This is a genomic window from Myxococcus sp. RHSTA-1-4, assembly GCF_020037125.1.
GTDB lineage: Bacteria > Myxococcota > Myxococcia > Myxococcales > Myxococcaceae > Myxococcus.
This window is the reverse complement of sequence record NZ_JAIQDG010000036.1, coordinates 66,729-89,707: the sequence shown is the minus strand read 5'-3', so window position 1 is coordinate 89,707 and position 22,979 is coordinate 66,729. Positions and strand designations below refer to the sequence as shown.

The window sequence follows — 22,979 nt, the reverse complement described above, 5'->3', positions numbered from 1 at the left end:
GCGGTGACTCACTCCTTGCGACCGCCGGCCTCCGCTGGGGCGGAGGACACCGGCTCCAGCGTCACCTCCAGCCGGAATGCACCGAGGTCCGCCGGGTACTCGTGGAACATGACGAGGAAGGGGGCCCTGGCGCCGGGCGCCACGGGGGTGGCCGCCGCGTCCAGGCGCTGGCTCAGCGCCGCGGCCGAGTCCGAGTTGCCCACGGCGTACAGTTCCTCGGGCGTGGGCAGCGCGCCCGCGAGCGCCTCCGCGGAGCGCACCCGCTGGCTGCCGTCGTACAGCGCGGCGCGCACGCGCACGCGGGTGGCGGAGGCGGTGCGGTTCTCCGCCTCACCGCGGACGATGAAGAGCGACCGCCCCGCTCGGGTCTCATAGAGGGCATTGGACACGTCCACGGCCACCAGCGGCCGGGCCGAGGGGAAGACGAGCGTGCGCAGGTGCTCCGGAGACAGCACCGACAGGTCCACCCGGCCCTCACGCAGGTAGACGCGGCCCACGGCGCCCAGTCCCACCACCAGCGCGGAGGCGACGACGAGGTTGGCCACGAGCGCCGTCACCTTCCGGGCGCGGCTGGGCGGGCGGCTCTGGGGGATGCCCACGTCCTCGGGACGGGCGGTGGGGCGGGCCACGGAGACGGCGGGCGCGTCCGCCGCGGGTCCGAGGTCCAGGACCTCGCGTGGGCCCGCCCCGGGCGCTCCGAGCGTGCCGAGCGTGACGCTGAACTCCTGGGCCTCGTCCACCGGGGGCACGTCCGCCAGCAGCGAGCCGCCCGAGGGAGCGAGGGCGAAGGGGTCATCCAGGCTGTCAGCGGGTGGAGGCGTCGTTCCGAACAGGGCCGCGCGGCCGGTGTCGGTCGGCTGCACCCCGGAGTGCTCGCCGAACGGGTCCGCGTCCGAGGTGAGGTCGAACAGGTCGCTGGCGTTGGCAGGGGGTGGCAGGGGCGCGGCGGGAGACGGCTGCGAGGAAGCAGCGGGTGCACGCCCCACCGGTGCGCTGGCGGGCTGCGGCAGCCCCCCGGCGGGTGCCCCTGCCGCCGTTGCGCTGGAGGGAGGCGACAGGGGCGCGGCAGGTGCCCGCCCCGCGGGTGCGCCAGCAAATGGTGGCAGGGGCGCCGCGGGTGCCCGTCCCCCGGGTCCGCTGGAGGACGGTGCGGCCGGAGGCAGGGACGGTCCGCTGACACCGCCGAGGCCGATGGACGCGAACGGGTCCTCTCCGGCGAACGCGGGGGCGGCCGTGGCCGTGGAGGTGACAGTCACGTCATCGATGTCGATGGACGCGAACGGGTCCTCTCCGGCGGGCACGGCGGGAGCCGGAGCCGCCCGGGGCACCGGAGCCGTGGGGGTCGCGGTCCCGACGTCGATGTCGATGGACGCGAACGGGTCGTCATCCTGGAAGGGCGCCGCTGGCGCGGGAGGACGGGCCCCGGTCTGGGCCGGGCGTACCGGGCCTGGCGCCATCGCCCCCGTGGGCGAGGAGGCGGGAGGAGGCGCCGCGGCCCGGCGGAGCGCATCGGCCGCGGGCGCCTTGGGCACCGGAAGGTCATCGAAGGCATTCGGCGGCACGGCCCCCCCGGAGGGCCCGGGGCCACCGAGGAGGTCCGCGAACGGGTCCGCCCCGTCCAGGGCCAGGGGAGGCGGTGCGGCAGCAGGTGCCGCGCCCCGGCGGGGAGTGACAGGGGCCGCGCCGGCGGGAGCTGGAGGTGGCACACCACCGGCGCTGGGAGCAGCCACGCCGTGCGAGGCGGCAGGAGGCGGAGGCGGCCGGGCCGCCGCGCCAGCTACTGGAGCCGGCGGAGCCCCCCGAGGGGCCGCCGATGCCGGGGCACCGCCCCTCGACGGACCGAACAGGGTCACCGGAGCGGGGGCGGACATCGCCGGCCCCGCGGCGCCAACCCCCGCCCGAGCCCCCGAGGCCCCCGGAAGCGGAACCGCCCCTCCACCCCCCAACGCGGGTACCCCACCCGGGGCCTCCGGCGCGGACAGGTCGAACGGATTGGCCGAAGGGCGCGCCGCGGGGGGCAGCGGTATCGGTCCCACACGGGTCGGCTCGTGGAACACACCCGCCCCCGTGTCCAGGTCCCCATCCACGCTGTTCCAGGGCATTGCCGGGGGCGGGCCAGCGGGTGGGGGCCGGCTGGCCTCCACGCCCTGGGCGAAGAACCCGGGCTTCGTAATCTCCGCCCCCTGGGGGTCCGAGGCGGCGCCGAAGCGGGCGAAGGGGTCCGCCTCCCCGCCCGGAGCGGGAGCGGGCGCCATGCCCCCGTCGGCCGGGGCGGCCTCACGGGCCACCCGGAAGGTGTTCTGACATTTGGTACAGCGGACCTTGACCCCCTTCTCGGTCACCTTCTCGTCGGGGATCTTGAACCGCGTCTGGCACCGCTCACACTTGACGATCATTCAGCAGGCCCGGCTGGGACAGCGAGTATAGAGATAGGAAGCGGACACTGCGAGCCGGGCTGTCGTAGCTTGCTCGGTTCCAACCCCTCTGCTACGAGGTTCGCCCCTGCGAGACTCAGGCGGGGCACGTGGCTTGGAGTCGAGCCCAACAAAAGGGGCGGAGAGACACATGAGCGAGGCCGAGCAAGCAGGCGCTCCGGGCAAGGAGCCCAAGATCATCAAGCGGTACACGAACCGGAAGCTCTACGACACCGTGGAGAGCCGGTACGTCACCCTCGATGAGATCGCCGCGATGATCAAGGAAGGGACCGAGGTACGAATTGTCGACAATCGTACCAAAGAGGACCTGACCTCCGTCACGCTCGCGCAGATCATCTTCGAGGAGGAGAAGAAGAAGAACCAGATGCCGCTGTCGGTGCTGCGGGAAATCATCCGCCACCCCGGCGAGTCCATCTCCGGCTTCATCCAGAAGGAAGTCACGCCGCGCGTGGCCTCCATCCGCGAGGAAGCCGAGTCCCGCCTCGACAAGCTCCTGCGCCGCGACGAGGGCGGCAAGGCCGGCACGCCCGAGGAGGAGCCAGCCTCCCCCCCCGAGGCCCCCGCCGCCTCCGAGCCCGCCGCGCAGAGCGCCGGCCTCAACCCTGGCGACCTGCTCAAGGCCAGCCAGCGCGCCTTCGAGGACTGGCAGCGGAAGATTGACGAGCGCGTGAAGCACGTCGTCGAGAACCTCACCGGCAACCTCCCCGCCCTGGGCCGCGACATGGCGTCGCTCACCCAGCGGCTGGAGGAGCTGGAGAAGAAGCTCGAGCAGTACGAGCAGCAGAAGAAGCAGTAGCTACGCCACCTCCGGCGCCCGCCTCCTCTTCCGGGGGGCGGGCTCGCCGTGGAGCTCGGCGGCGATGGCCGCCAGCATCTGGGCGCCCCGGCTCTTCGGCGCATACTCCCAGATGGTCTTCCCGTGGCTCTGGGCCTCGTCCACCTTCACGTCGTAGCCCAGCGGCGTGGCCGCCAGCGCGTCCGGGAAGTAGGCCTTCAGCCGCTCGAGAATCGCGGTGGCCAGCGCCGTCTTCCGGTACAGCGTGGGCACCACCTTGGTGACGCGCAGGTCCGGCCGCCCTTCCGCCTCCCCCACCTGCCTCACCGTGTCCGCCACCTCCGCGCAGCCGTCCAGCGCCAGGTACGTCAGCGCCACCGGCACCACCACCTCCGTGGAGGCCACGAGGATGTTGCGCGTGGTGAGGCCCATGGACGGGGGCGCGTCGAAGACGAGGGCGTCGTAGCCCGCGCTTTCCGCCGGCCGCAGCCGCTCCGCCAGCCGGTGCGCCCGGCGCGCGTCCCCGGCCACCACCACCGGGAAGTCCGCCATCTCCTTGTAGGCCGGCACCACGTCCAGGCCGGCCACCGCCGAGCGCTGGACGACGTCCTCGAAGCGCACCGCCTCGTCCGTCAGCAGGTGGAAGACGTTGCGCGGCAACGTGCGCACGTCCACCCCCAGCGCCTTGCCCGCGTGGCCCTGGGTGTCCAGGTCCACCAGCAGCACGCGCAGGCCCCGCTCCCGCGCCAGCCACGCGGCGGTGTTCACCGCCAGCGTCGTCTTGCACGTGCCGCCCTTCTCGTTGATGAACGCGATGCGCCGCATGGCCCGGCCCTCCTGTCGCCCCCCGCGAGGCGGGCTACTTCTTCGGCTGCGTCTTCGCCGCCACCAGCGTGTCCACCTTGCCCTCGACGGACGCTAGCATCCGCTCCAGGTCGTCCACCTTCGAGCGCAGCTGCTCCAGGTCCGCCGTGGACGGCAGGTTCATGGCCGACAGCGCCGTGCGCAGCGCGCTGTCCATCGTCCCCTTCGCCGCCAGCGAGCGCGCCACCAGCATCTGCACCGCCGCCACGAACTTCTCGTTGGACAACAGCTGCTGCGCCAGCTTGCCAATCCGCTCCTCGCCCGTCTCCACGAGCTTCTTCATCACCGGGTTGTTCTTGAGCATGGGAAAGCGCGTCCTCGCGCGCGAGGCCGGTAGGTCGGCCTTCGGGAAGTCAGGAAAAAGACGCCGCACTCTGGGAGGAGCCAACGCGACGTGTCAAGCAGCGCAACTCCCGAGGCCAAACGCGTTGACTCCGGGAGTTACGATTCCTACGGTTCGCCGCTCTCTTTTATGGCCGGACTTCTCGACAAGCGCCTGTGGATCGTCTCCGGCAAGGGCGGAGTGGGCAAGAGCACCGTTGCCGCGGCCCTTGCCCTCGCCTCCGCGCGCGCGGGACGCAAGACGCTGGTCTGCGAGGTGAACACCCAGGAGCGCGTCAGCCGCTTCCTGGAGCGCCCCGCCGCCGGCCCGGAAGTCACCCTGCTGGAGGACAACCTCTGGGCGGTGGACGTGCGCCCCCAGGAGGCCATGCGCGAGTACGGCCTCATGGTTCTGCGCTTCGAGACCCTCTACAAGACGGTCTTCGAGAACCGGCTGGTGCGCTACTTCCTGCGCTTCATCCCTTCCCTGCAGGAGCTCGTGCTGCTCGGGAAGATCATGTACCACCTGCAGGAGACGGGGCCGGACGGGCGCCCCCGCTTCGACACCATCGTCATGGACGCGCCGGCCACCGGCCATGCCATCTCCTTCCTCAGCGTGCCGCAGGTGCTGGTGCAGACGGTGCCCCCGGGGCCCATGTCGCGCGAGGCGCTGAAGATGCGCGACCTGCTGGTGGACCCGGCGGTGACGGCGGCGGTGCTGGTGGCGCTGCCGGAGGAGATGCCGGTGAACGAGGCGCTGGAGCTGCACGCGGCGCTGCGGGACAAGGTGAACATCCGCACGCACGCGGCGGTGCTCAACCAGGCCTTCCCGGAGCGCTTCACGGAGGCGGACCTGGAAGCGCTCGCGGGACACCCGGAGCTGCACCACGTGGCCAGGACGCACCATGACAGGGCGGCCCAGGCGGTGCTCGCCGGCACCAAGCTGGAGCGCAACCTGCACGCCCCCGTCTATACCGTGCCCCGGCTGTTCACCCCCGCGTTCGACCGCGACGCGATTGAACAGGTCATGGGCCATCTCGAACCGCTGGTCACGGGGGAGACGTGAGCAAGACGGCCCTGGCTTCCGCGCTGTCGGGCAAGCGCGTCCTCATCTGCGTGGGCTCGGGCGGCGTGGGCAAGACGACGGCGGCGGCCGCGCTGGGCCTGCGCGCCTCGGTGGACGGCCGCACCAGCCTGGTGTGCACCATCGACCCGGCGAAGCGGCTGGCCAACTCCCTGGGCCTCACCGGGCTGGGCAACACGGAGACCCAGGTGCCGGCCACCGCGCTGGAGCCGCTGGGCATCCAGGCCCGCGCGCCGCTGTACGCGATGATGCTGGACATGAAGCAGACGTGGGACGACCTCATCACCCGCGTCGCCCCGCCGGACCAGCGCGAGCGCATCCTCTCCAACCGCTTCTACCAGTCGCTCTCCACGGCCCTGGCGGGCAGCCAGGAGTACATCTCCATGGAGAAGTTGTGGGAGCTGCGCCGCCGTGACGCCCACGACCTCATCGTCCTGGACACGCCGCCCACCGCGCACGCGCTGGACTTCCTGGACGCGCCCAACCGGGTGCTGGACTTCCTGGACAACGAGGCCGCGAAGTGGCTGCTCGCCCCGGCGCTGAAGGCGGGCAAGCTCGGCCTGTCGCTGTTCAACCGCAGCGGCTACGTCCTGCGGGCGCTGGCGAAGTTCACCGGCACGGAGATGCTGCAGGAGCTGTCCAACTTCATGCTCTCCATCTCCTCCATGAACGAGGGCTTCCGCGAGCGCGCCCGGGGCGTGCGGCAGCTCATGGAGGACCCGTCCACCGGCTTCGTGCTGGTGACGAGCCCCCACCCCGAGCGCATGGACGAGGCCATCCACTTCCACTCCGTGCTGAAGCAGCACCGCATGGAGGTGGTGTCGCTGGTGGTCAACCGCGTGCACCCCATGCCCGCCGAGGCGCTGTGGACGGACGCGGCCACGCTGACGCCCACCCGCCGCGCCAAGGTGGAGGAGACGCTGCGCGAGCTCCAGGTCCTGGCCGAGCAGGACGCGGCCGGCATCTCCCAGCTCCAGGCCGCCTGCCCGGGCGTCCCCATCATCCAGGTGCCGCGCTTCGACCTGGACGTGCACGACATCACCGCCCTGTGGCGCACCGGCCGCTACCTGCTGGGCGACGACACCCTCGGCTGAGGGGCGGCGCGGCACACGCCGCCCGGACTTCTTCACCCCTACCGTCCTCCCGCCCAGGAAGCAGGCGGCCGGGGAAGCGCGGCCGGTGGGGGCGGATTAAGCTGGGTGTGCCCACCACGGAGGGTGGGAACTCCCCGGGGCCCGGTGGTGTCCGGGAGGGTGGCCGGGGGTGCTCCGGTCCAGGAGGACGCTTCTCGTGATGGGCAGACAGCGGGCGCACATGTCGGTCAGGCGGTGGTGGTGGGTCGCGGCGCTGGGGCTGGCGGTGACGGGCTGCCGGACGACGGGCTCGGCGGCCCGGGCCGACGGCCAGGGCACGGCTCCGAAGCAGGAAATCCAGTTCGACCCGGTGACGGTGACGGCGGACCTGGAGCTGGACAAGCTCAACGACGAGGAGCTCTTCGCGGGCGGCACCTCGGCCTTCGCGGCCAACGACTTCCGGCAGGCGGCGCGCTACTTCGGCCGGCTCGCGGACTTCCACCCGGACAGCCGCCACCGTCGCGCGGCCCTCTACAACGCGGGCCTCGCCCACCAGCGCCTCAAGGAATGGGAGGAGGCCGGGCACCGCTTCTCCGAGCTGGCGGACCCGGCGAAGGGCCAGGGCGACGCGCTCGACGCCGCCTTCCGCGTGGCGGAGACGCAGTACCACCTGGAGCGCTACGACGAGGCCTACACCCTGCTCGGCGTCATCGCCGCGCGGGAGGACCTGCCCGTCAACCGCCGCCTGGAGGCCCAGGTGCAGCAGGGCATCTGCCAGCTCGAGGCCGGCCGCGGCGAGGAGGCGGAGAAGACGCTGCGCAAGGCGCTCTCCACCTACGACGCGCTCACCGACAAGGACGAGGTGGACGACTACTTCCCCGCCCAGGCGCACTTCTTCGTCGGGGAAATCTACCGGCTCCACTACGAGAACGTGAAGCTGGACCCGGCGAAGGGCACCGACAAGCTCGCCGAGGACCTCAACTACAAGGCGGAGCTGCTCCTGTCCGCGCAGGGCCACTACCTGCGCTCCATCCGCGTGGGCAACGGCTATTGGGCCACCGCCGCGGGCGCGCAGATTGGCGCCCTGTACGAGAATCTCTACGAGCACATGGTGAACTCGCCCGCCCCGTCGGAGCTGAACGCCGAGGAGGCCCAGGTCTACCGCCAGGAGCTGCGCAAGAAGATTCGCGTGCTCATCACCAAGTCCATCAACATCTACGAGCGCACCCTGGAGACGGCCGAGCGCATCGGCTCGCAGAGCGCCTTCGTGGACCGCACCCGCGAGAGCCTCGCCAGGATGAAGGCCCTGCTGCTGGCGGACGCGGAGGGCGAGCCCACCCCGGCCCCGTCCGGCACGGAGGGCACGGACGGAGAGCCCCACTCCTGAGGGCGGGGCCGGCCTGGGCACCCGAGGCCGCGCGGCGTAGCCTTGGGGCTCCCCATGGAGCCCCTCTTCACTCCCGAGCAACTCGCGGAGATTCACGCCTACCACCTGCCCTACTACATCCGGGCGGCGGTGGAGCCCTTCGCGCGGCTGGCCCTGCTGGCGCTGCAGCTCGGGGTGCTCGTCCAGCCCTTCCACCATGCGGCCACCTCGGCCGCCGCCGGACTGGAGCGGAGGCTCGGCTTCCTGCGCACGGCCCCCGTCAGCCGCGCCTTCTTCCGCGCCATGGACCGGCTGTGGGGTGAGCCCGGGTGGGGTGCCGCGGTGCTCTTCGCGCTCCTCACGGACCTGTTCGCCCGGCTCGTCTACACGCCGGTGGACACCTGGTTCAACTACACGCTCGAGCACCGGCACGGCCTGTCCAACTACACGCCGGGCGCCTATGCGTGGGACATGCTCAAGAGCCACGCCGTGACGGCCTTCAGCCTCACCGCGCTCGTCCTCGGCCTGTACGGGCTGGCCCGCCGCGTGCGGCGCTGGTGGCTGGTGCTGGGCGTGCCCGTGGCCCTGCTCATGCTCGTGTCCTCGGCCCTGGACCCGTACCGCGACCTCCTCTACTTCGAGCAGAAGCCCCTGCCCGCAGGCTCCCTGCGCACCCGGCTGACGGGGCTGATGGAGCAGGCCGGCATCTCCTTCGCCGACATGAAGGTGGAGGAGACATCCGTCGCCTCGCGCCGCGTCCAGGCGTACTTCGCCGGCCAGGGCCCCACGCGCACCATCGTCCTCAACGACGTCATCCTCAAGGAGTTCTCCGAGGACGAAGTCGTGGCCGCCGTGGCCCACGAGGCCGGCCACGTCCACGAGTCGAAGTGGCCCGGCCGCATCGCCTCCTCGCTCGCGCTGCTGGCCCTGCTCTTCGCCATCGACCGGCTGCTGCGAGTGTCCGCCGCCCGGGGCTGGTTCGGCACCACGCGCTTCGCGGACATCCGCACCCTGCCGCTCATCTCGCTGCTCCTCTTCGGCGTCTTCCTCGTGGGAGGCCCCATCGCCAGCGCCTTCTCCCGTGAGCGCGAGCGCGAGGCGGACCGCTACGCCCTGCGCCTCACCGGGGACGTGGAGTCCTTCCGCCGGATGCTGGTGAAGGCCGCCCGCGTGAACAAGATGGACCCCGAGCCGCCCCGCTGGGTCGTCCTCCGGGGCATGAGCCACCCGCCCATCGGCGAGCGGCTCGCCGCGCTTCCGCCGCCTCCGTGAAAAAAGCGGCCGGCAGGTGGGCTCCCTCGCCCCTCCTCCCCTCCCCTCCCGAGCCCACCCGCCGACAGCCGCCACCGGTCCGCTCCCCGTCGTACCGGTGGCACGACTCCCCCGCCGCATCCGCCTACGGCTGCGCGTCCTCCTTCAGCTTCTCCACCGCCATCAGGGTGATGGCCTTCACCAGCGCCCGGGCCCTGCGCCCCGCCGCCGTCTCGCCATGCGGGTCCGCCTCCACCGCGTTGGCCAGGTCGGTGAAGCCCTGCCGCTCTCCCCTGCGCAGGTACAGCTCCCCGCGGTTCGCCAGCGCCACCGGGTTGCCGGGCTCGCGCTCCAGCGCGGCGCTGTACTCGGCCATGGCCTCCTCCAGCTTCCCGAGCTTCTGGTACACGGTGCCCAGCGCCGCCCGCGCCGCCGAGTCCTTCGGGTTCCCCTCCACCAGCCCCTCGAAGAGGATGCGCGCCTCCTCCAGCCGGCCGGCCGCCGCCAGGTCACACCCCACCTGGGCAATGGCCTTCGCCTCCTCGAAGGTCATCCCCTCCACCTCCGCCCACGTCGCCTCGCCCCGCGCGAACGCCTTCAACCGCTGCACCGCTCCGCTCTGCATCTGCATGGCCGCCGCTCCTTCGTGCTTGATGACGCGTCCCATGTCGGCTCACGCGCTCCGCAGGTTGGAGATGGCCGTCTTCGCCATCTCGTGGAACTTCGAGGACATGTTGCTCATCAGCTCGAACATGGACTTGCGCTTCTCCATCAGCTTCTGAAGGCGCAGCTCCAGCTCCTGCATGCTGGTCTCCAGCTTCGCCGCCTTCTTCTTGTCCCCCTCGCTGTTGCCCAGCGTGGCCCGCTGGTCGCGAGCGCTCGCCATGTCGCCCATCACACCGAGGATTTCGTCGTCCGTGTCCTGGGTGATGGACATCAGGATGGCTTGAATCTTGTCCTCGACGCTCATGTTGGGGTTGTCGAGGATGTTCCGCACGCTCGCGCCGCCGCCACCCACCGGCCGGCTCCCGCCCGTTCCCGAGCCCGAGGAGGACTGCGTCCCCGAGGAGCCCAGCACCGAGTCCGCGTTCTGCAGCGCCGCCGTCACGTCCGGCCGCCCCACCTTCCCGTCCCGCCCGTCCACGCCCGCCGCCATCTCCAGCCGGTCGAAGTACTCGGGGTGGTCCTTGAAGAACTGCGCGGCCTTCTTCAGCGTCGACGAGGCCGCCGGGTTGTCCAGGATGGCTTCCAGGTTGTTCCGCGTCATCACGTTGTCCCGCGAGCCCACCGCCGAGTCGAAGGTGTCCCAGTTCTGGCTCAGCACCGACAGCGCCTCGCGGTACTCACGGAAGTTCGGGTCCAGCGAGTCCGTCGAGCGCCCGGGCGTCGTCCCCGTCGTCGAGCCCGTCCCCGGCGTCGTCCCCGTGCCCGTCCCGGGCGTCGTGCCCGTCCCGGTTCCAGGCGTCGTCCCCGTGCCCGTCCCAGGCGTCGTGCCCGTGCCCGTTCCCGGCGTCGTCCCCGTGCCCGTTCCGGGCGTCGTCCCCGTCCCCGGCGTCGTGCCCGTGCACGGCGGACCGCCCGTCCCCGGAACCCCGGGCCGGCCATACCGGGCGAACTCCCCCTCCACCCGGCTCAGCTCGCCACGAAGGTCGGCCAGGCTGAAGCTGTCGAGGTTGCGAAACGCGCCCAGCATGCCGGTGAGGAGGCCCTTGCCGTTCGGCCCGAAGTTGTCGAGGCGCTCGAACAGCCCCTTGTTCTCCACGAGGAAGCGGGCCGCGTTGCGAAGCTGCGGCGACAGCTGGGTGTCCCCGGAGATGCTCTCCAGGTCCCCCTTCGACAGGCGGCCGCTCTTCTTCCCGTCCACCAGGTCCAGCTGGTCGAAGTTCGCCTCCAGCACCTTCAGCGCGTCCGCGTAGTCGGCCATCTTCGGGTCCAGCGGACTGGCGCCCGGGGCCAGGATGGACGAGGAGGGCGACGCATAACCCTCCCCCACCTTGGAGCCGCCTCCCGCGTGGGCCGGGCGGTACTCCGTCTTCGCGGGCGGGTTCTTCGTCAGCTCCTGCGCCACGCCCATGGCGCCGCTGGCCGCCATCATGACGTTGCCCGTCGCGGCTCCCGCGGCGGTCTTGACGGCGTTGGTGATGAGTGGTGGCAGTCCCAGCGCGTTGCCGGCGACGTCCACCACGGAAGACATGGGACCCGCCAGCAGGTTGGCGGCACCTTTGAGGAAGTCGAGCATGAGCCCTCCCGCGCGGCGGGGTTGGAGTGGCAGCCGCGCTGTCGTCCTTCGGACGGACAGTCCGGATTGCAGCGGCGGTGCCGCCGTGTGCCCCACTCCACCTCCAGGAAAATCCACGGGTTGGCCCGCCCCCCAGTCGAGCGCACGTCCCCATCCGCGGACGGTTCGGTCCACGCCGGGGGATTGCGGCTAGAGTCCCGCCGCAATGCGGACCATGGGCCTGGATCTGGGCACCAAGACCATCGGAGTAGCCGTCTCGGACGCACTGGGGCTCACGGCCCAGGGCGTCACCACGGTGCGGCGCACCTCACTCAAGGCGGACCTCGCGGCGCTCGCCGACATCGTCCACGAGCACGAGGTGAGCCGGGTGGTGCTGGGCCTGCCGCTGAACATGGATGGCAGCGAGGGCCCCCGCGCGGAGGCCTCGCGCAAGTTCGCGGAGACGCTGGGCACCACCCTGGGACTCCCGGTGGAGCTCTGGGACGAACGGCTGTCCACCGTGGCCGCCACGCGCACCCTGCTCGAGGCGGACGTGAGCCGCGCGCGCCGCCGCGAGGTCATCGACCAGGTGGCCGCGCAGTTCATCCTCCAGGGCTGGCTGGACGCCCACCGCCCGCGGGACTCCGAATTCCACGCGGACGACGACTACGACCCGGAGGCCTGAGCCCCCGGGCGCTACGTACGCTACGGCCGGCGCCGGTACACGTGCAGCGGCGCCGAGAAGCCATCCAGCTCCTCGTAGGTGATGCCGTCCAGCACCAGGGTGCGGCCTTCCAGCTTCACGCCGGGGTCCTTCACCAGCGAGCCCTGCTCGAAGCGCACCAGGACCTCCGGTCGGGCCTCCTGCAGCCGCTTGCGGAAGGTGTCCCAGCGCACGCGCGCGATCCGCTCCTCGGGCAGTCCGGAGAAGAAGGCGATCTGCAGGTCCATGTAGTCCGGGTCGTCGTCGATGGCCACCGCCCCGCCCTTGCTGGCCACCTGCTCCTTCACGAAGTCCGCCACCTTCATCACCGCCACCGGGTTGGTGGAGGTGGGGCTCACCGGGCGCAGCGAGTTCTGGAGGCGCCCCTCGGCGCGGAAGGTGTAGAGGCCCATGGCCACCGGCACGGCCACCGCGAGCACCGCCGCCACACCCGCCAGCGCCTTGCGCACACCGGCGCCTCGCGCGCCCACCAGCGCGGTGAAGCCCAGCGCCACGAAGACCGGCAGCACGGCGATTTGATTCACGGTGAAGCGCCCCAGCGGCACGAAGGTCAGCAGCACCACCGCGCGGAAGGTGAAATACGCCGCGGGCACCACCGCCATGACCACCAGCCAGCGCGTGTCCGGGCGCGTGCGCCACGCCTTCACCATGCCCACCATGCCCAGCACCGCCACGCCGGGAGAGAGCGTCAGCAGCGCGATGCCGGGCCAGAAGCCGAGCTGCTGCAGGCGCCAGCCGATGGCCGCGCCCGAGCCCGCCGACGACAACACCCAGCTCCGGTGGAAGTCCTCCACCACCTTCACCGGGAAGAACGGGTCCCCGTGCATCAACTCGTTGCCCTGCATCCACAGCAGGGGGAACGGCAGGCACGCCAGCCCGAAGCCCACCGCCCGCGTCAACGCCGCCACCTTGTCCTCGCTGCTGAAGACCAGCGCCAGGGTGAGCAGCGGGATGTACATCCACGCGTCGTAGCGCAGCGCGCAGGCGAGGTTGAGCATCAGCGCCGCCTGGAACAGGGGCGCGAAGCGGTTCTCGTCCACGCCTTCCGCGTACAGCGCGAAGGCGGCCAGCATGAAGAAGAGCGACACCGCCTCGCTGCCCGCCGTGGTGGCGAACTGCATGTGCATGCCCCACGCGGCGAAGGACAGCCCGGCCACCACGCCCGCGCGCCAGCCGAACAGCCTCCGCGTCAGCGCGAACAGCGGCACCACCGACAGCACGCCGAACAGCAGGCTCACCGCGCGGCCCGCCACCTCGCGGTCCATCACCGTCAGCGCCGCGCCCACCAGGTACATGTGCAGCGGGCCGAACTGGTAGGCGCCGTCTCCGTACGCCGTAATCACGTGCGGGTCTCTCAGCCAGCGCTCCGCCAGCTCCGTGCGCACCACCGCGTCGCCGTAGAGGTTCTCGTTGACGGTGAACACCAGCAGGCGCGGAACCAGCGCGGCCACCAGCAACAGGCCGATGAGCAGCCGGGTACTCGGCTCGGGTGCGGGGGTGGGCACCGCCGTGAGGCCAGGCACGGGGGACGGCGGAGCGGACAGGGGGGTGGGGGCAGTCGCCATGACGCGCGGCAGGATACGCAGGCGGGGCCCAAATCCAAGCAAGCGTCCCCGCCTCCCTGCTCGGCGGGCTTCCCGGGCTTCACCCACCGCGAAGCCCGCCCTGCCTGGGACAGCAACCATTCTCCTCCTATGCGGGAGTTCCGGCCCGCCCCGGGCCCCCACCAGCGCAGACACCGTGCGCGATTTCGGCTCCAATGGCCGCCCATGCCGGAGGTCGAGGTCGCCGCCCTGGAGAAGACGTACCCGCCGCCCGGCGTGTGGGCACGCCTGCGCCGCCGCGCGGCCCCGTCCCGCCCGGCCCTGCGCGGCGTCTCCTTCCACGTGGACGCCGGCGAGGTGGTGGCCCTCATCGGCCCCAACGGCGCCGGCAAGTCCACCCTGCTGCGCATCCTCTGCGGCCTGCTGCTCCCCGACGCCGGCACCGCCCGGGTGGCCTCGCGCGACGTGGTGAAGGACCGGCCGGAGGTCCGCCGCCATGTGGGCGCCGCGCTCAGCGATGACCGGGGGCTCGCCCCACGCCTCACGTCCCGGCAGAACCTGCGCTTCTACGCCGCGCTCTACGACGTCCCCCCGCGCGAGGTGGACGCGCGCATCGACGAGCTGGCCCACACGCTGGAGGCACGGCGCCTGCTGGACCGAGAGACGCGCACCCTCTCCAGCGGGGAGAAGGCGCGCGTGGTGCTGATGCGCACCCTGCTCCACCGCCCGCGCGTCCTCCTCCTGGACGAGGTGACGCGCTCGCTGGACCCGGGCGCCGCCCGCCGCGTGCGCACGCGTGTGCTGGCGGACGCGGCCTCGCGCGGCGCCGCCGTCCTCTTCGCCAGCCATGACCTGGCGGAGGTCCAGGCCGTGGCCCACCGCGTCCTGCTCCTCGACGCCGGGCGCATCGCCGCCCAGGGCACCTTCGCGGACGTCCAGCCCGCCGCCGAGTCCGTCTTCGCCGCCGTCGCGGAGGAGGACACATGAGGCGCCTGCTCGCCTTCCTCCGGCGCGACTTCGAAATCGCCACCGCCTACCGGCTCAACGGACTGCTCCTGGTGGCGGGCGGGCTGTTCACCCTGACGCTCTTCTACTTCCTCGCCCGCACCGTGGGAGAAGCCCCCGCGGTGCGCGGCCGGTACGGGGCGGACTACTACTCCTTCGCGCTGGTGGGGCTCGCCACGGCCACGCTCCTGCGTGGCCTGCAACGCGGCTTCGGAAACACCGTGCGAGCCGCGCAGAACGACGGCTCGCTGGAGCCCCTGCTCGCCGCGCCCCTGTCCACCTTCCACGTCGTCGCGCTGATGGCCTCCGGGACGGTGGCCGGCTCCCTCCTGCGCGCCTGCGGCCTGCTCGTGGCCGGCACGCTCTTCTTCGGCGCCCGGCTCGACCTCCACCCGCTCACCTTCGCCGTCACGCTCGCCCTCAGCGTGCTCGCCTTCAGCGCGCTCGGCCTTCTGTCCGCCGCCTTCGTCCTCGTCTTCAAGCGCGGAGACCCGTTCGCCTACGCCCTGGACATGCTCAGCTATCTGTTCGCCGGTGTGCTCTATCCGGTGGACGTGCTGCCCGGGACGCTGCGCCTGGTCGCCCGCCTGCTACCCGCCACCCACGCGCTGCACGGCCTGCGCGCCGCGGCCCTGGAAGGCGCCGGCCTGGAGCGACTCCTACCCACCTGGGGCGCCCTGCTGGCCTTCAGCGCGGTCCTCTGGCCGCTCGCCGCCTGGGCGGTGCAGGCCGCTCGCCGACATGTGGAACGAACGGGGACGCTGCCCCACAGCTAGGTCACCGTGCGGCCTCGGCGGGCGCTCGGGAAACCACCTCCCGGGCGTTCAATACCCCCCTCGCGCGGGGGGGTGCCCTACCCTCGTGGGCAAGGCACCTTATAATCAAGGTGCCTTTTCACCCCGTGGAGGGGGTGCGCCCTTACGGCGTCCAACCCCCGACACGAGCGTAACGCGCGGTCCCACTCCGCGGCGGGGTCCCGAAGGGGCAGCAGGGCTGTTTGTGCCTGGGACCTCGGCGGGGTGGGTGTGGAATGGCATTCCAGCCCTCCAGGTTCACCATTCTGGCCCCCTGTCGGCGCGGCTCTTCCGCGCCCCGGGGCGGCCCCGAGGGAGAGACATGAAGGACGCTGAGAAGGTTTCGTGGGTCTCCAGGATTGCCGCGCTGCAAGACCAGAAGACCTACGCTGAGCTCACCTGGGAAGGTTCGTTCGAGGACTACCTCGAAATCGTCCGCAAGAATCCCAAGGTCACCCGCACCGCCTTCCAGAGGATCTACGACATGATCCTCAGCCACGGGAAGACGGAGTACATCGACAACAAGAAGAAGCTCATCCGCTACCACTTCTTCAGCGACGAGAAGTTCGGCGGCAAGGACGCCATCTTCGGACTCGACGTGCCTCTGATGAAGCTGGTCAACGTCTTCAAGTCCGCCGCCCAGGGCTACGGCACCGAGAAGCGCGTCATCCTCCTGCACGGCCCCGTCGGCTCGTCCAAGTCCACCATCGCCCGCCTCCTCAAGAAGGGCATGGAGGACTACTCCAAGACGCACGAGGGCGCCGCCTACACCTTCTCCTGGACCACCGACAAGAAGCTGCCGGATGGCACCACCACCAAGGAGAAGATGAAGTGCCCCATGAACGAGGAGCCGCTCAACCTCATCCCCCGTGAGTGGCGCCCGAAGATCTACGCCGAAATCAGCCCGCCGGACAGCGGCTACACCATCCCCGACGGCTCCGAGCTGTGCCCCGCCTGCCGCTTCGTCTTCAAGGAGCTGATGACCCAGTACCAGGGCGACTTCGCCCGCGTCATGGGCCACATCCGCGTCAACCGGCTCGTCTTCAGCGAGAAGGACCGCATCGGCATCGGCACCTTCCAGCCCAAGGACGAGAAGAACCAGGACTCCACCGAGCTCACCGGTGACATCAACTACCGGAAGATCGCCGAGTACGGCTCCGACTCCGACCCGCGCGCCTTCAACTTCGACGGCGAGTTCAACATCGCCAACCGCGGCATCATCGAGTTCGTCGAGGTGCTCAAGCTGGACGTCGCCTTCCTCTACGACCTGCTCGGCGCGTCCCAGGAGCACAAGATCAAGCCGAAGAAGTTCCCCCAGACGGACATCGACGAGGTCATCATCGGGCACACCAACGAGCCCGAGTACAAGAAGCTCGAGAACAACGAGTTCATGGAGGCCTTGAGAGACCGTACGGTGAAGATTGACATCCCGTACATCACCAAGCTCGCCGAGGAGGTGAAGATCTACGAGAAGGACTTCAACTCCCGCGCCATCAAGGGCAAGCATATTGCCCCCCACACGCTGGAGATGGCCGCCATGTGGGCCGTCCTCACCCGCCTGGAGGAGCCCAAGAAGCACAACCTCTCGCTCTTGCAGAAGCTCAAGCTCTACAACGGCAAGACGCTCCCCAACTTCACCGAGGACAACATCAAGGAGCTGCGCAAGGAGTCCGTCCGCGAGGGCCTGGAGGGCATCAGCCCCCGCTACATCCAGGACAAGATCTCCAACGCGCTGGTGAGCGACAAGGGCGAGGGCTGCATCAACCCCTTCATGGTCCTCAACGAGCTGGAGGCCGGCCTCAAGACGCACTCGCTCATCAACAACGAGGACGCCCGCAAGCGCGTGAAGGAGCTGCTCACCTCCGTGAAGCAGGAGTACGAGGACATCGTCAAGAACGAGGTCCAGCGCGCCATCTCCGCCGACGAGGACGCCATCGGCAAGCTGTGCGGCAACTACATCGACAACATCAAGGCCTACACCCAGAAGGAGAAGGTCAAGAACAAGTACACCGGCCTCTACGAGGAGCCCGATGAGCGCCTCATGCGCTCCATCGAGGAGAAGATCGACATCCCCGACAGCCGCAAGGACGACTTCCGGCGCGAAATCATGAACTACATCGGCGCGCTGGCCGTCGAGGGGAAGACCTTCAACTACCGGACCAACGAGCGGCTCCACAAGGCGCTGGAGCTCAAGCTGTTCGAGGACCAGAAGGACAGCATCAAGCTCAAGAACCTCGTCTCCTCCGTCGTCGACAAGGAGACCCAGGAGAAGATCGACCTGGTGAAGGACCGGATGATGAAGAACTACGGCTACTGCGAGATCTGCTCCACGGACGTCCTCAACTTCGTGGCCAGCATCTTCGCCCGAGGCGACGCGAAGGAGTAACACCCCAGGAGAGAGGCGAGCCGTCGTGACCTTGAAGATCCACCAGGACCACTCCCGCTTCAAACAGATCGTCCGAGGCAAGATAAAGGCCAACCTGCGCAAGTACGTGCAGAAGGGCGAGATGATTGGGAAGCGGGGGAAGGACGCCATCTCCATCCCCATTCCCTTCATCGACATCCCCCGCTTCAAGTACGGCCACCGGGAGCAGGGCGGTGTCGGTCAGGGAGATGGCGAGGTGGGTCAGCAGCTCGGCCCCGGGGCGGTGGAGCCCGGGGAGGGCCACCAGGCAGGACAGGGCGAGGGCGACCACGCCCTCGAGGTGGACGTCACCCTCGACGAGCTCGCCCAGATTCTGGGCGAGGAGCTGCAGCTGCCCAACATCGAGCGGCGGCAGAACGAGAAAATCGTCACGCAGAAGATCCGCTACACCGGCATCAACACCACCGGCCCGGAGTCCCTGCGTCACTTCAAGCGCACGTACAAACAGGCCCTGCGGCGGCAGATTGCCGCGGGCACCTACGACCCGAACCGGCCCATCATCATCCCCACGCGGGAGGACCGCCGCTACCGCAGCTACAAGCTGCAGAACCTCCCGGAGACCAACGCGGTCATCATCTACATGATGGACGTGTCCGGCTCCATGGGGGACGAGCAGAAGGAAATCGTCCGCATCGAGAGCTTCTGGCTCGATACGTGGCTGCGCCACCAGTACAAGGGCCTGGAGTCGCGCTACATCATCCACGACGCCGTGGCCCGCGAGGTGGACCGGGACACCTTCTTCCACACCCGCGAGTCCGGCGGGACGATGATTTCCAGCGCCTACAAGCTCTGCCGCGACATCATCGCGGCGGACTACCCGAAGAGCGCGTGGAACATCTACCCGTTCCACTTCAGCGACGGTGACAACTGGAGCGCCGACGACACGCGCCAGTGCATCGAGATGCTGCGCGACGACGTGCTGCCCAACGTCAACCAGTTCGCCTATGGGCAGGTGGAGTCGCCCTACGGCAGCGGGCAGTTCATCAAGGATTTGCGCGAGGCGGTGGGGGATTCACCCAACGTCGCGCTGAGCGAAATCGCGGACAAGGACGCCATCTACGCGTCCATCAAGGACTTCCTCGGCAAGGGCCGCTGACACGCGGACTTTGACGCCACGGAGCAACTGCCCGATGCCCAAGAGCCTGACACCCCGCCTCGCCGCGCTCCGGGACGAAATCCACGGCTACGCCAAGGAGTTCGGCCTCGACTTCTTCGAGACCATCTTCGAGATGGTCTCCTACGACGAGATGAACATGGTGGCCGCCTACGGCGGCTTCCCCACGCGCTACCCGCACTGGCGCTGGGGCATGGAGTACGAGCAGCTCGCGAAGGGGTACGAGTACGGGCTCAGCAAAATCTACGAGCTCGTCATCAACAACGACCCCTGCTACGCGTACTTGATGGAGAGCAACCCGGAGGTGGACCAGAAGCTCGTCATGGCTCACGTCTACGGGCACTGCGACTTCTTCAAGAACAACTTCTCCTTCCGGCACACCAACCGCCGGATGATTGACGACATGGCCAACCACGCCACGCGGGTGCGGCGCTGGATTGACAAGATTGGCGTGGAGAAGGTCGAGGACTTCATCGACCGGACGCTGAGCCTGGAGAACCTCATCGACCAGCACTCCCCGCACATCCGCCGCAACCCGGACCCCAAGCGCGCGGAAGAGGAAGTCAAATCCAACGAGCGCGTGGAGGGCTTCAAGGTGGGCCGCGAGTACATGCGCGGCTACATCAACCCCTCCGAGTTCCTGGACTCACAGCGCAAGCGCGTGGAGGACGAGAAGCAGCGCGCGAAGAAGTTCCCCGAGCGCCCCCAGCGCGACGTGCTGCTGTTCCTCCTGGAGCACGCCCCGCTGGAGCCGTGGGAGTCGGACATCCTCGCGATTCTGCGCGACGAGGCCTACTACTTCGCGCCCCAGGGCCAGACGAAAATCATGAACGAGGGGTGGGCCAGCTACTGGCACTCCACCATCATGACGCGGCGGGCCCTCAAGGACGACGAAATCATCGACTACGCGGACCACCACTCGGGCACCATGGGCACGCGCCCCGGGGCCATCAACCCGTACAAGCTCGGCATCGAGCTGTGGCGGGACATCGAGGACCGGTGGAACAAGGGCCGCTTCGGCAAGGAGTGGGACGAGTGCGATGACCTCCGCGCGCGCCGCTCCTGGGACAAGAAGCTGGGCGCCGGCCGCGAGAAGATTTTCGAGGTCCGCAAGCACTACAACGACATCACCTTCATCGACACGTTCCTCACGGCCGAGTTCGCGCAGGAGCAGAAGCTCTTCGTGTATGGCTTCAACGACAAGCGCAACTCGTGGGAAATCATGGACCGCGAGTTCCGCAAGGTGAAGACCAAGCTCCTCCAGGGGCTCACCAACTTCGGCCAGCCCATCATCGAGGTGGTGGACGGCAACCACGAGAACCGGGCGGAGCTGCTGCTCGCGCACAAGCACGACGGGCAGGACCTGAAGGGCGACTACGCCCGCGAGACGCTCCGCAACCTCCAGTCCCTCTGGCGCCGCCCCGTCAACATCATCACCCGGTACGACAACAAGGGCGTCATGCTCCGCTTCGACGGGACGAACCACACGGAGAAGAAGGTCGAGCTCTAGCCGCCCTCCCGGGGCGGTTCAGTCTGCCGGTACAACTCCAGGAAAGCCCGCCTCGGGGAGGCCTACCCGGCGGGTCCCGGAGCAACCAGGGGGGCGGGCGCGGGAATTCTCCGGGCGTGTGCTGGGCGCGGGCGCGAGTGTCCACTACACTCGGCGGCCGCCCCCATGCGAATCGCCCCCCTGCTCTGCCTGGCCGCCCTGCTGGTGGCCTCTGCTTCCGAAGCCGCCACCCGCTACACCATCAAGAACCGCCGCATCGAGCCGCGCCAGACGCTCGCCCAGGCGCTGCATGACGCGCAGCTCCCGGACGCGCAGGTGACGGCCGTCATCTCCGCGCTGGAGGGCGTGTTCGACTTTCGCAAGTCACGGGTGGGGGACCAGTTCCGGCTGGTCATCCGCGACGGGGAGCTGGACTTCTTCGACTACCGCCAGTCCCTGGTGGACGAGTGGCAGGTCCGCCGCGACGGCGAGAAGTACGTGGGCAGCAAGCGCGCCATCGAGGTGGAGAAGCAGGTCTCCGTCGTCTCGCTGGACATCAACACCTCGCTGTACGAGGCGGCGGTGGAGGCCGGTGAGGACCCGGCCATCGGCATGGTGCTGGCGGACGTGTTCGCCTGGGACATCGACTTCTACCGCGACGTGCGCAAGGGCGACCGGGCGCGCGCGCTGGTGGAGAAGTTCGTCTCCAAGGGCCGCGTGCTGCGCTACGGCGAGGTGCTGGCGGCCACCTACGCGGGCGGGCTCGTGGGCAACAAGGAGGTGTTCCGCTACCTCCTGCCGGACGGACAGCCCAACTACTTCACGAAGGAGGGCGCCAGCGCGAAGAAGACCTTCCTCAAGAGCCCGCTGAAGTACGCCCACGTCACCAGCCGCTTCGGCTCGCGCTTCCACCCGGTGCTCAAGTACCAGAAGGCGCACAACGGCGTGGACTACGGCACCCCCATTGGCACCCCGGTGTGGGCGGTGGCGGACGGCACGGTGACGCAGGCGGGCTACGCGGGCGCGGCCGGCAACATGGTGGTCATCCGCCACGCCAACGGCTTCGAGACGCAGTACATGCACCTGTCGCGCTTCGGTGACGGCGTGCGCGCCGGCGCCCGCGTGCGGCAGAAGCAGGTCATCGCCTACTCCGGCAACACCGGCCGCTCCACCGGGCCGCACCTGCACTTCGGCCTCAAGCGCAACGGCGGCTACACCAACCCGCTCAACCAGGTGTTCCCCCGCGCGGACCCGCTGCCCAAGGCGCTGCTGCCGGACTTCCTCGCCAAGGCCCAGGAGCTGGCCTCGCAGATGGAGGCCGTGTCCGTGGCGGCGGTGGCCGGTCAGGCCGCCAACGCACCCGTCGCAACCACGCAGCCCTAGCCCTCTCAAGGGGGTCGGCCGCCCATGACCGCTGTCGCCGAGTTCATCGAGGTGTCGGAGGAGCTCCATGCGAAGCTCCTCGCGCTGGACGCGGAGCTGATGCACGGCCTGCCGGACCGGCTGGCGCGCTTCCCGAGAGACCCGGAGCAGCGCCGGGCCCTCCAGCGCGAGCAGGCGGACGCCCTCCAGCGTCACACCCCCACCCTCACCGCCTACCTGGATGCCGCCTACGCGCGGCTGACGGAGCTGGACTCGAGGCTGTCCGAGGAGGAGCGAGAGGCCGCGCTGGAGCACCACCGCGCGCGCGTCCAGCCCTTCTTCCTCCAGTGCCCCTTCATCCGCCGCGCCGCCGACAAGCCCCTGGGCTACCCGGGGGACTACCTGACGGTGGAGATGATTTTCAACGAGCAGAACGAGGGCGTCTCCACCTTCGCCCGCCTCCTGTCGCACTACGCGCTGCACTGCGGCCCCTCGCGCGCCCACCGGGCCCGCCCTCCCTGGCTGCTGCGCCACCTGCGCCAGCATGAGCTGGAGCTGGGCCGCCCCCTGCGCGTGCTGTCCTTCGCCTGCGGGCCGGAGCACACCCTGCGCGAGTACGCCGCCGGCGGCGCCTCGGGCCACTTCACGCTGTGCGACTTCGACGCGGCGCCGCTGGAGCACTGCCGCCGCCAGTTCCAGATGCTCACCCGCCGCTCGGGCCCGGGGATTCCGCCTTCGCCCACGGTGAGCTACGTCCAGGTGTCCACCTACCAGCTGCTGCGCAGCGAGGAGCGGCTGGCGGAGCTGCGCCACCCGGAAGGCCATGACGTGCTGGTGGTGGCCGGCCTGCTGGACTACCTGAAGGACGCCACCGCCGAGCGCGTCCTGGATGCGCTGGCGTCCCTGGTGGTGCCGGGCGGGCGGGTGCTGCTGACCAACCTCCACCACCCCAACCCGTGGCGGGCCTTCATGGAGTACGTGGGGGACTGGCGCGTGCTGCACCGGAGCCGGGAGGAGTTCCAGGCGCTGTGTGTGGGCGGGCCGGCGCGGCGGCTGTCCTCGCTGGAGCTGACCTGCGACACCTCCGGCACCAACGTCTTCTGGGCCGGGCGGCGGGGCTGAGCGCGGCGGCCCC

Annotated in this window: 19 protein-coding genes and 1 pseudogene; 13 read left to right on the top strand and 7 right to left on the bottom strand. The window is 70.0% G+C overall.

Annotated features, from left to right (window positions below; genetic code table 11):
• Positions 1-8: 8 nt before the first annotated feature.
• Together K8638_RS36040 and K8638_RS45410 are read right to left on the bottom strand one after the other, a co-directional pair.
• Positions 9-1,562, bottom strand: coding sequence for a hypothetical protein (locus tag K8638_RS36040; protein WP_223759272.1), 1,554 nt, complete (start codon positions 1,560-1,562; stop codon positions 9-11).
• Between the two features lie 735 nt (positions 1,563-2,297).
• Positions 2,298-2,396 (bottom strand): annotated as a pseudogene (locus K8638_RS45410) (zinc-ribbon domain-containing protein); the annotation flags it as partial.
• Between the two features lie 169 nt (positions 2,397-2,565).
• On the opposite strand from K8638_RS45410, the gene K8638_RS36030 reads away from it, so the two are divergent.
• On the top strand, positions 2,566-3,231 hold the full coding sequence (locus K8638_RS36030; RefSeq protein WP_223759253.1) for a polyhydroxyalkanoate synthesis regulator DNA-binding domain-containing protein: 666 nt from the start codon (positions 2,566-2,568) through the stop codon (positions 3,229-3,231).
• Here the strand turns inward: K8638_RS36030 and K8638_RS36025 are convergent, their stop codons facing one another.
• Both K8638_RS36025 and K8638_RS36020 read right to left on the bottom strand, forming a co-directional pair.
• Positions 3,232-4,035: a ParA family protein gene (locus K8638_RS36025; protein WP_223759252.1), complete on the bottom strand. Its 804-nt coding sequence runs from the start codon at positions 4,033-4,035 to the stop codon at positions 3,232-3,234.
• A gap of 34 nt (positions 4,036-4,069) precedes the next feature.
• Entirely contained in the window at positions 4,070-4,378 is a 309-nt protein-coding gene (locus K8638_RS36020) for a hypothetical protein (protein ID WP_223759251.1), read from the bottom strand.
• Between the two features lie 168 nt (positions 4,379-4,546).
• On the opposite strand from K8638_RS36020, the gene K8638_RS36015 reads away from it, so the two are divergent.
• From K8638_RS36015 to K8638_RS36000, 4 genes are all read left to right on the top strand, one after another.
• Positions 4,547-5,461, top strand: a complete 915-nt coding sequence (locus K8638_RS36015) for an ArsA family ATPase (RefSeq protein WP_223759250.1) — start codon at positions 4,547-4,549, stop codon at positions 5,459-5,461.
• Positions 5,458-6,573 (top strand): ArsA-related P-loop ATPase, encoded by a 1,116-nt coding sequence (locus K8638_RS36010; RefSeq protein ID WP_223759249.1) that lies wholly within the window; start codon positions 5,458-5,460, stop codon positions 6,571-6,573. The genes K8638_RS36015 and K8638_RS36010 overlap by 4 nt, the downstream gene beginning before the upstream one ends.
• A 199-nt stretch (positions 6,574-6,772) precedes the next feature.
• Positions 6,773-7,939 carry a tetratricopeptide repeat protein gene (locus tag K8638_RS36005; protein WP_223759269.1) on the top strand — a complete coding sequence of 389 codons (1,167 nt, stop codon included), beginning with the start codon at positions 6,773-6,775 and terminating at the stop codon, positions 7,937-7,939.
• Between the two features lie 54 nt (positions 7,940-7,993).
• Entirely contained in the window at positions 7,994-9,190 is a 1,197-nt protein-coding gene (locus tag K8638_RS36000; RefSeq protein ID WP_223759248.1) for a M48 family metalloprotease, read from the top strand.
• 124 nt (positions 9,191-9,314) lie between these two features.
• Here K8638_RS36000 and K8638_RS35995 read toward each other — a convergent pair whose 3' ends face one another.
• Together K8638_RS35995 and K8638_RS35990 are read right to left on the bottom strand one after the other, a co-directional pair.
• Entirely contained in the window at positions 9,315-9,836 is a 522-nt protein-coding gene (locus tag K8638_RS35995) for a tetratricopeptide repeat protein (RefSeq protein ID WP_223759247.1), read from the bottom strand.
• Between the two features lie 6 nt (positions 9,837-9,842).
• Entirely contained in the window at positions 9,843-11,408 is a 1,566-nt protein-coding gene (locus K8638_RS35990; RefSeq protein WP_223759246.1) for a hypothetical protein, read from the bottom strand.
• Positions 11,409-11,613: 205 nt separating this feature from the next.
• On the opposite strand from K8638_RS35990, the gene ruvX reads away from it, so the two are divergent.
• Positions 11,614-12,072 (top strand): Holliday junction resolvase RuvX, encoded by a 459-nt coding sequence (gene ruvX / locus K8638_RS35985; RefSeq protein WP_223759245.1) that lies wholly within the window; start codon positions 11,614-11,616, stop codon positions 12,070-12,072.
• 20 nt (positions 12,073-12,092) lie between these two features.
• Here ruvX and K8638_RS35980 read toward each other — a convergent pair whose 3' ends face one another.
• The gene (locus K8638_RS35980; protein WP_223759244.1) at positions 12,093-13,676 is read right to left on the bottom strand and encodes a glycosyltransferase family 39 protein; all 1,584 of its coding nucleotides are present in this window, start codon (positions 13,674-13,676) and stop codon (positions 12,093-12,095) included.
• Positions 13,677-13,880: 204 nt separating this feature from the next.
• Between K8638_RS35980 and K8638_RS35975 the strand changes: the two genes are divergently transcribed.
• The 7 genes from K8638_RS35975 (at position 13,881) to K8638_RS35945 (ending at position 22,966) form a co-directional block, all read left to right on the top strand.
• Positions 13,881-14,642, top strand: a complete 762-nt coding sequence (locus K8638_RS35975; protein ID WP_223759243.1) for an ABC transporter ATP-binding protein — start codon at positions 13,881-13,883, stop codon at positions 14,640-14,642.
• Complete coding sequence (locus tag K8638_RS35970; protein WP_223759242.1) at positions 14,639-15,436, top strand: ABC transporter permease; 798 nt, start codon at positions 14,639-14,641, stop codon at positions 15,434-15,436. The genes K8638_RS35975 and K8638_RS35970 overlap by 4 nt, the downstream gene beginning before the upstream one ends.
• Positions 15,437-15,776: 340 nt before the next feature.
• Positions 15,777-17,840 carry a PrkA family serine protein kinase gene (locus tag K8638_RS35965; RefSeq protein WP_223759241.1) on the top strand — a complete coding sequence of 688 codons (2,064 nt, stop codon included), beginning with the start codon at positions 15,777-15,779 and terminating at the stop codon, positions 17,838-17,840.
• Between the two features lie 25 nt (positions 17,841-17,865).
• Positions 17,866-18,975 (top strand): DUF444 family protein, encoded by a 1,110-nt coding sequence (locus tag K8638_RS35960; RefSeq protein WP_223759240.1) that lies wholly within the window; start codon positions 17,866-17,868, stop codon positions 18,973-18,975.
• Between the two features lie 34 nt (positions 18,976-19,009).
• Entirely contained in the window at positions 19,010-20,503 is a 1,494-nt protein-coding gene (locus K8638_RS35955; protein ID WP_223759239.1) for a SpoVR family protein, read from the top strand.
• 165 nt (positions 20,504-20,668) lie between these two features.
• Positions 20,669-21,865, top strand: coding sequence for a M23 family metallopeptidase (locus K8638_RS35950; protein ID WP_223759238.1), 1,197 nt, complete (start codon positions 20,669-20,671; stop codon positions 21,863-21,865).
• A gap of 24 nt (positions 21,866-21,889) precedes the next feature.
• Positions 21,890-22,966 (top strand): class I SAM-dependent methyltransferase, encoded by a 1,077-nt coding sequence (locus K8638_RS35945; RefSeq protein ID WP_223759237.1) that lies wholly within the window; start codon positions 21,890-21,892, stop codon positions 22,964-22,966.
• Positions 22,967-22,979: the final 13 nt, after the last annotated feature.